The 8,405-nt window shown below is 60.3% G+C and carries 7 protein-coding genes and 1 riboswitch; of the genes, 1 reads left to right on the forward strand and 6 read right to left on the reverse strand.

Annotation, left to right across the window (positions count from 1 at the left end):
• From rhlE2 to ahcY, 5 genes are all read right to left on the reverse strand, one after another.
• Positions 1-1,811 (reverse strand): RNA helicase RhlE2 (gene rhlE2 / locus EKA13_RS24705; protein ID WP_065761750.1); only part of this gene is annotated, 1,811 nt, incomplete at its 3' end.
• Positions 1,812-2,033: 222 nt separating this feature from the next.
• The gene (locus EKA13_RS24710; protein WP_065761751.1) at positions 2,034-2,819 is read right to left on the reverse strand and encodes a substrate-binding periplasmic protein; all 786 of its coding nucleotides are present in this window, start codon (positions 2,817-2,819) and stop codon (positions 2,034-2,036) included.
• A 54-nt stretch (positions 2,820-2,873) separates the two neighbouring features.
• Entirely contained in the window at positions 2,874-3,950 is a 1,077-nt protein-coding gene (locus EKA13_RS24715) for a hypothetical protein (protein WP_065761752.1), read from the reverse strand.
• Between the two features lie 130 nt (positions 3,951-4,080).
• On the reverse strand, positions 4,081-4,926 hold the full coding sequence (gene metF / locus EKA13_RS24720) for a methylenetetrahydrofolate reductase [NAD(P)H] (RefSeq protein WP_065761753.1): 846 nt from the start codon (positions 4,924-4,926) through the stop codon (positions 4,081-4,083).
• 95 nt (positions 4,927-5,021) lie between these two features.
• Positions 5,022-6,431 (reverse strand): adenosylhomocysteinase, encoded by a 1,410-nt coding sequence (ahcY, locus tag EKA13_RS24725; RefSeq protein ID WP_065761754.1) that lies wholly within the window; start codon positions 6,429-6,431, stop codon positions 5,022-5,024.
• A 21-nt stretch (positions 6,432-6,452) separates the two neighbouring features.
• Positions 6,453-6,558, reverse strand: a riboswitch (S-adenosyl-L-homocysteine riboswitch).
• 183 nt (positions 6,559-6,741) lie between these two features.
• Between ahcY and EKA13_RS24730 the strand changes: the two genes are divergently transcribed.
• Positions 6,742-7,140 carry an acyl-CoA thioesterase gene (locus EKA13_RS24730; protein WP_065761755.1) on the forward strand — a complete coding sequence of 133 codons (399 nt, stop codon included), beginning with the start codon at positions 6,742-6,744 and terminating at the stop codon, positions 7,138-7,140.
• A 31-nt stretch (positions 7,141-7,171) separates the two neighbouring features.
• On the opposite strand, the gene EKA13_RS24735 is transcribed toward EKA13_RS24730, so the two are convergent.
• Complete coding sequence (locus EKA13_RS24735) at positions 7,172-7,480, reverse strand: DUF3077 domain-containing protein (protein WP_065761756.1); 309 nt, start codon at positions 7,478-7,480, stop codon at positions 7,172-7,174.
• Positions 7,481-8,405: the final 925 nt, after the last annotated feature.

An 8,405-nucleotide genomic window follows, 5' to 3' on the forward strand; every position in this document is an offset into this window, starting at 1 on the left:
TTGGATTCCTTGTGGATGATCTTCGGTTGCTGCTGACCTTCACGAGGGTTGCGTACGGCCGGTTCCTGGCGCGAAGACTCTTCGCGGACAGGGCGACGGTTGCGGTTGGCACCGTCACGGCGTGGCTGACCGTCACGGCTACCCGAGCCTGAGCCCGAGCCGTTACGTGCACCGCCACGCTTCTCGCCGTTGGCGCCTGCATTGGCTGCACCACCGCTACGAGGGTTGTTGCTACGGCCCTGGCCACCGCGTGGCTGGGCAGCCCCGCCGTTGCTGTTGGCTGGAGCGCCTGGGCGACGGTTGCGGCCCTGGCCGCCCTTGTTCTGGTAAGGGCTGACGTAGTCGGCACGGTTGCCAAAATTATCGACTTCGTCGTCCAGGAATTCTTCCGGATCGCGGTTGGCGGGTACTGGAGGAATAGCCGATTGGCCAGCGGCTTGAGCCGGGCGCGGTTTCTTGTCGCGTGGCTTGCGTTCCTGGCGTCCACCAGCGGCCTTTTCAGCGGACTTCTCGCCGGCCTTGTCCTTTTCCTTGCCTTTATCCTTGCCCTTGTCCTTGCGGCCACCGCTGCCGGTGTTGGTGCCATCGGCACGCTGGCCACGGCCAGTGCGAGGGGTGTTTTGTGGACGCTCGCGGGTTTCGGGTTTCTCGGCCTCAATGGCCGAAGCATCAAAGCCCATCAGGTCGCCGTCGGCGATTTTCTGGCGGGTAACGCGCTCGATGCTCTTGAGCAGTTTCTCTTCGTCGGGTGCGACCAGCGAGATGGCCTCGCCCGAGCGACCAGCACGACCGGTACGGCCGATGCGGTGTACGTAGTCCTCTTCAACGTTCGGCAGCTCGAAGTTGACTACGTGAGGCAGTTGATCGATGTCCAGGCCGCGCGCGGCGATGTCGGTGGCAACCATGACCCGTACAGTACCGGCCTTGAAATCGGCCAAGGCTTTGGTGCGGGCATTCTGGCTCTTGTTGCCATGGATGGCGGCGGCGGTCAGACCGTGCTTCTCCAGGTACTCGGCCAGGCGGTTGGCGCCATGCTTGGTGCGGGTGAAGACCAGTACCTGTTCCCAGGCGCCGACGGTGATCAAGTGGGCCAGCAGCGCACGCTTGTGGCCGGCCGGCAGGCGATAGACCCGCTGCTCGATCCGCTCGACGGTAGTGTTCGGCGGGGTGACCTCGATACGCTCCGGGTTGTGCAGGAGCTTGTCGGCGAGGTCGGTGATGTCTTTGGAGAAGGTGGCCGAGAACAGCAGGTTCTGGCGCTTGGCCGGCAAACGGGCCAGGACCTTCTTCACATCGTGGATGAAGCCCATGTCGAGCATGCGGTCGGCTTCGTCCAACACCAGGGTTTCGACGTGCGACAGGTCGACGCTGCCTTGACCGGCGAGGTCCAGCAGGCGGCCAGGGCAGGCCACCAGTACATCGACACCGCGGGCCATGGCTTGCACCTGCGGGTTCATGCCAACACCACCGAAGATGCACGCGCTGATGAAATTCAGGTCACGGGCATAGGTTTTGAAGCTGTCGTGTACCTGTGCGGCCAGTTCACGGGTTGGCGTCAGCACCAGAACACGTGGTTGGCGCGGGCCATGACGCTGGGATTTGTCGGGGTGGCCGCCGGGAAACAGGCGTTCAAGGATTGGCAGCGCGAAACCGCCGGTTTTGCCAGTACCTGTCTGCGCCGCCACCATCAGGTCGCGACCTTGCAACACGGCGGGAATCGCCCGCTGTTGCACCGGAGTGGGCTGGGTATAGCCCGCAGCCTCGATAGCGCGGACTAGAGCCTCGGAGAGACCGAGGGAAGCAAAGGACATGAGAAATCCTGTTCTAGTGGGGGCTGAGCCCATTGGGATGATCTTGCCTGGCGCGACGGGCATCTGCAGATGCTATCGCGTCCGGTCCTGCTTGGCCTTCAATGTGCATCCGGGAGCGGCGAACGGGTGTCTAAACGCGCGGTTCTACCGGTCAGGATGGCTGTTTCAAGGTCGAGCGTCCGGGCGTAAGCCTGGCGGGAATGCCCGAGTATAACAGAGCATTCAGTGAGTGCTGCGTTCCTGCTGCTCAACGGCGGGCTGATTTTTTATTGCGGCACTGTCATAACGGGCTGACAGCGCGGCATAGGCAGGCTCCTTCTTGAAGCGCCGCAGCTCAGCTGCGAAGCGTTGCGCCAGCAGGTCCATGCCGACATTTCGACGTACGGCGAGGTACTGATGCTGTTGGCTGACGACCAAGGGCAGCTCACCGACCTCCTGCTCCAGGCCCAGGGTGGCAATCAGGTAGCGGCCGACCCGACGATCAGTGATCAGCAGGTCAATACGGCCAAGTTGCAGTTTGCCGAAGTTGGCCTCGTGGCTGGGGGCGGGCTCGCGGTTGAACGCGGTTGACTCCGTGAAGGTCGGGTCGTAGGTGTAGCCGGGCGAAGTGCCGACAGTAAGCCCCTTGAGGTCGTCCAGGCTGTTCACCACGTACGGGCGGGCCTTGGCATAGAACAGCGCGAACTCGACGGTCGACAGCGGTTCGCTGGGGTAAAACAGCAGGCTGTCACGCTGACGGGTCTGAAAAATATCCAGCACGCCGTCTGCCTGTCCCTGTTCCAGCATGTTCAGGCAGCGCTTCCAGGGCAGGAACTGCCACTCCACCTCGACACCCAGGCGCCTGAAGACTTCGGCCGTCACCTCGTAGTCGATCCCCTTGATCTGCTCTCCTTCCTGGTAGGCATAGGGTGGCCAAGGGTCGGTAACAATACGCAGCTTTTCGCCCAGGGCGAAAGTGCTCAGGCAAGCTAGAAACAGCGCTGTCAGTAGACGGGCGAAATCGAACATGTCGGCAGAGTACGACGACCGGTTCAGGATGACCAGTGGTGACTGCGTCTGGATTCAGTCCTGCAGCTTCAGCAGCAGGTGCTGTTGAACGCTTGGGTGCTGTTTGCCCAGTGCCAGACGCAGCGCCGGTTGCTGCAGCCAGCTCATCAACTGTTCGCGGGTCAATGTTCGGCCAAGGCGCGCCTGGACGTTCTCCAGGGCCTTGTCCCACCAGGCTGAACCGCAGGCGCGGTCGAACTCGTTGGGGTAGGCATAGCAGCCATACAGCAGTTCACGGAGGAACTGGCGTTGCTGTTCGGGCAGTGCGAGGCTCACGGTCTTGTACAGCATGCGTTGCAGTGCGGGTGGCCGTGGCAGCTTTGCGTTGACATGCGGTATGTCGGTCATGGCTTCAGGGCTGAGTGGTGCGTCACCGTGCTTGCGCAGCCATGCCTGGATCTTGGCCCTGAACAGTTGCTTGCGGCTCCAATAGTGATGGATCAGGTCAGGGCATTCGTTGACCTTCATTGAGCGGTAAGCCGCCACTGCCAGGCAGAACTCTTCCAGCGTATAGGCGCCTTTGGCCTGCAGGTAGAACTCATCCATGTAGGCGATCGAGCGATCAAGCAGTGCTGCGTCGCTGCAGTGCAAGCCCATCACCCCTGAGTTCAGCAGCGGCATCTGGTCGTCTGCCAGATCGCGGCTGCGCAGTACCGTGGCGAGTGCCTCATACAGTGGCGCTTTGGGGTCATCGCCGTAGTGGCCGCCTATGGCATTACACAGCAAGGTACCCGGTGCTATGCGTCGAAACAGTTCAATCGGAGAGCGATGGAAGAACGTATCGGTGTCGATCAGCAGCGCCAGTTCATGCTGCTCCAGCACCTGACGCAGCACGACGTGTTTGCTGCGGAAATGATAACCATGGGGCTGGTTCCACTGCGTGCGGGTTTCTGCATCCAGTGTGTGGACCGTAACGGGCAGGTGACGGTATGGCTCAGGGTCATCACTGAAAACCTGTATATCAATAGCTTCGCCAGGTGTCTTGCGCAGATTGGTCAAGGCGCTGGCAATACTGAACTGGGCTTCCTGGTGGTATGTGGGGGCACCGAACACCAGGTAAACCAGTTGCGGTCGTTGAGAAGCTAGAGACATAGGCAGGGTGACAGTCCAATAGTCCAATAGAGAAAAGCACAAAGGTGCCCTAGCCTAGGCTAGAGCACCTTCAAGTTCAAATAATCGCGAGCGTGCAGTGCACTGGAAAGCGGCGCGAACGCCGCTTCGGTCAGCGTGGCAGCTTGAGGTTGTTCCAGATTGCCAGGCTTGGTTCGGCCTGGTTCAGAGTGTAGAAGTGCAGGCCCGGTGCGCCGCCTTGCAGCAGTTGCTCGCACATGCGGGTAATCACTTCTTCGCCGAAGGCCTGGATGCTCTTCGCGTCGTCGCCATAGGCTTCCAGCTGCTTGCGGATCCAGCGTGGAATCTCGGCGCCGCAGGCGTCGGAGAAGCGTGCCAGCTTGCTGTAGTTGGTGATGGGCATGATGCCCGGCACTACAGGGATATCGACGCCCAGTTGCTGCACGCGCTCGACGAAGTAGAAGTAGCTGTCGGCGTTGAAGAAGTACTGGGTGATGGCGCTGTCCGCACCCGCCTGGACCTTGCGTGCAAAGTTGGCGAGGTCGTCCTCGAAGTTGCGCGCTTGCGGGTGCATTTCAGGGTAAGCAGCGACTTCGATGTGGAAGTGATCGCCACTTTCCTTGCGAATGAACTCAACCAGGTCATTGGCGTGACGCAACTCGCCGCTGGCCATGCCCATGCCGGACGGCAGGTCGCCGCGCAGGGCAACGATGCGCTTGATGCCCGCAGCCTTGTATTGGGCGAGCAGGGTGCGCAGGTCGTTGGTGCTGTCGCCAACGCACGACAAGTGCGGGGCGGCAGGGATTTTTACTTCGCTCTCCAGTTGCAGCACGGTGTTGAGCGTGCGGTCGCGGGTCGAGCCACCGGCACCGTAGGTGCAGGAGAAAAAGTCTGGGTTGTAGGTAGCCAGCTGACGGGCAGTGGCGAGCAGTTTTTCATGTCCAGCATCGGTCTTGGTCGGGAAGAACTCGAAGCTGTAGCGACGTTCCTGAGACATGGCGAAATCCTGGTAAACCGATCAAGCAAGCCGCCCAAACGGTGCGGCTCAAGAAAAAGCCGGTGACGCTTGAGAGCGGCACCGGCTTTGGCCCATCAGTAGCGATAGGCGTGTGGCTTGAACGGACCTTCGACGGACACGCCGATGTACTCGGCCTGCTGCTGGGTCAGTTGAGTGACCACACCGCCGAAGCCGCGGACCATTTCCAGGGCTACTTCTTCGTCGAGCTTCTTCGGCAGCACTTCAACGGTCAGGCGCTCGGCTTTCTCGGCTGGCGACAGGTTGGCGAACTGCTGTTCGAACAGGAAGATCTGGGCCAGGACCTGGTTGGCGAACGAACCGTCCATGATGCGGCTTGGGTGACCGGTGGCGTTGCCCAGGTTTACCAGGCGGCCTTCGGCCAGCAGGATCAGGTAGTCGTCGTTCTGTGGGTCGAAGTCGCCGTGGCCGGTGCGGTGTACCTTGTGCACCTGCGGCTTGACCTCTTCCCATGCCCAGTTCTTGCGCATGAACGCGGTATCGATTTCGTTATCGAAGTGGCCGATGTTGCACACCACGGCGCGCTTCTTCAGGGCCTTGAGCATGTTGGCGTCGCAGACGTTGACGTTACCGGTGGTGGTAACGATCAGGTCGATCTTGCCCAGCAGGTCGCTGTCGATGCAGGCTTCGGTGCCGGTGTTGATGCCGCCCTTGAATGGCGAAACCAGTTCGAAACCGTCCATGCAGGCTTGCATGGCGCAGATCGGGTCGACTTCGGTGACCTTGACGATCATGCCTTCCTGACGCAGGGACTGAGCCGAACCCTTGCCCACGTCACCGTAGCCGATTACCAGGGCTTGCTTGCCCGACAGCAGGTGGTCGGTGCCGCGCTTGATCGCATCGTTCAGGCTGTGACGGCAGCCGTACTTGTTGTCGTTCTTGCTCTTGGTGACCGAGTCGTTGACGTTGATGGCCGGGACTTTCAGTTCGCCCTTGGCCAGCATGTCGAGCAGGCGGTGTACGCCGGTGGTGGTTTCTTCGGTCACACCGTGGATTTTTTCCAGCATGGCCGGGTATTTCTTGTGCAGGATTTCGGTCAGGTCACCACCGTCGTCCAGCACCATGTTGGCGTCCCATGGCTGACCGTCCTTGAGGATGGTCTGCTCGATGCACCACTCGTACTCTTCTTCAGTCTCGCCTTTCCAGGCGAATACAGGGATGCCGGCAGCAGCGATGGCAGCGGCAGCCTGGTCCTGAGTGGAGAAAATGTTGCAGGACGACCAGCGTACCTCGGCACCCAGGGCAACCAGGGTTTCGATCAGCACGGCAGTCTGAATGGTCATGTGGATGCAGCCGAGAATCTTGGCACCTTTGAGCGGTTGCTCTTCCAGGTACTTGCGGCGCAGGCCCATCAGTGCAGGCATTTCCGATTCGGCGATGATTACCTCGCGGCGGCCCCAGGCGGCCAGGGAGATGTCAGCAACTTTAAAATCGGTAAAACCTGCAGGCGTGTTTACAGCGCTCATTGAGAGCCTCCATTCGTAAGGTGCGAATGGGCGCCGTTGTGCGTTTTAGTGTCTGCAGGCAAGCCTTGCAGGACAACGCCCCATCCGAGCCTGACAGGATGAACCTGCTGCAGCGCCCCTCGGATGGGTGGCGGGAACGGTATCAAGTGCAGATGACCGTTATGAAACGATGGCGATTATAGCCATGCCGAGGCTCCTACCCAAGGCTTTCTGTCGATTAATCGAGACCATAGTCGAGGTTAAATGGAGCCGGTGCGCTGGCTCTGCCATGATTAGCGGCATCGATTGGTAAGCAAGGTCAGGAGTACAGATGAATTTCCACACTCGCAAATGGGTAAAGCCTGAAGATCTCAACCCTAACGGCACCCTGTTCGGCGGCAGCCTGCTGCGCTGGATCGACGAGGAAGCGGCGATCTACGCTATCGTCCAGTTGGGCAACCAGCGTGTGGTGACCAAGTACATGTCGGAGATCAACTTCGTCAGTGCTTCGCGCCAGGGCGACATCATCGAGCTGGGTATCACCGCGACCGAGTTTGGCCGCACCTCCATTACCCTCAAGTGTGAAGTGCGCAACAAGATTACCCGCAAGAGCATCCTCACCGTCGACAAGATGGTCTTCGTCAACCTTGGTGAGGACGGCTTGCCGGCACCGCACGGGCGCACCGAAATCAAGTACATGAAGGATCAGTTCGACACCGAGGTCAAATAAGCATTCATGCTGGCGGCTCGACCGTAAGGCCTCAGGAGGGCTGCGTGTAGCGGCTTTCCAGGCTGTCGAGCAGCGAATCGATGATGCCTTTGGCCATTTCCACTGAATGCAGGGTCGATTGGGCAAAACCACGGCCCGGCTCCTTGCAATACTCAACCATGAGCGGGCCGGTCTGGCTGGCGCACTTCAGGTACAGCGAGGCATGCACCAGTGCGTCTTCGACACTGATGCCCGAGCGCACCGCAAAGAGCTGAGGGTGCCCGGCATCGCACAGGCCGAATGGTTTGTCGGTAGTTTTGAGTTCGTGGAATTCGGGTGGATCGGGAACGATTTTTTTCATTACGTAGCTCCGTGATGAATGAAGCCGCCACGTAATGGTCGCCAAACGCATAGGGTGGCAGCTGTACGCAGGTTGGCGAACCGGAACACGGAGCAACCCGGCAGGGCCTGAGCCCTCCCGCGCACAGCTGCCATAAAGATGAGGCAGAGTTGCTCCACGATGCCGGGTCGCCAAACCCGATCGCTGATGTGTCAGCGACCTACCGAGCCTAGTGGCGAGTTTCCCGGGGAGCAATCATCCCTGAAACGACAGAATTCGTAGGATATGTCCTAGGACCACCCGGCAGCCAGAGTGCCCTGTCACGGCGGCGCATTTTCGGCGCTTTCCTACAACAAAATGAACTGCAACCCTGTAGGAGCTGGCTTGCCTGCGATACAAGCGCCGCGAAATCACTGGTACCGCGCCGACGCCATCGCGGGCAAGCCCGGCTCCTACAAGATGAGCTACAGCCCTGTTGGCGCTGGCTTGCCTGCGATACAAACGCCGCGAACTCACTGGTACCGCGCCTACGTCATCGCGGGCAAGCCCGCTCCTACAAGATGAACTGCAGGCATGCGATACAAATACCGCGAACTCACTGACACCACGCCGAGGTCATCGCGGGCAAGCCCGGCACCCACAAGATGAGCTACAGCCCTGTTGGCGCTGGCTTGCCTGCGATACAAACGCCGCGAACTCACTGGTACCGCGCCGACGCCATCGCGGGCAAGCCCGGCTCCTACAAAATGAGCTACAGCCCTGTTGGAGCTGGCTTGCCTGCGATAGAAATACCGCGAACTTGCTGGTACCACACCGACGCCATCGCGGGCAAGCCCGGCTCCTACAAAATGAGCTACAGCCCTGTTGGAGCTGGCTTGCCTGCGATACAGACACCGCGAATTTGCTGGCACCACACCGACGCCATCGCGGGTAAGCCCGGCTCCTA

The organism is Pseudomonas defluvii, from assembly GCF_001695625.1.
GTDB lineage: Bacteria > Pseudomonadota > Gammaproteobacteria > Pseudomonadales > Pseudomonadaceae > Aquipseudomonas > Aquipseudomonas defluvii.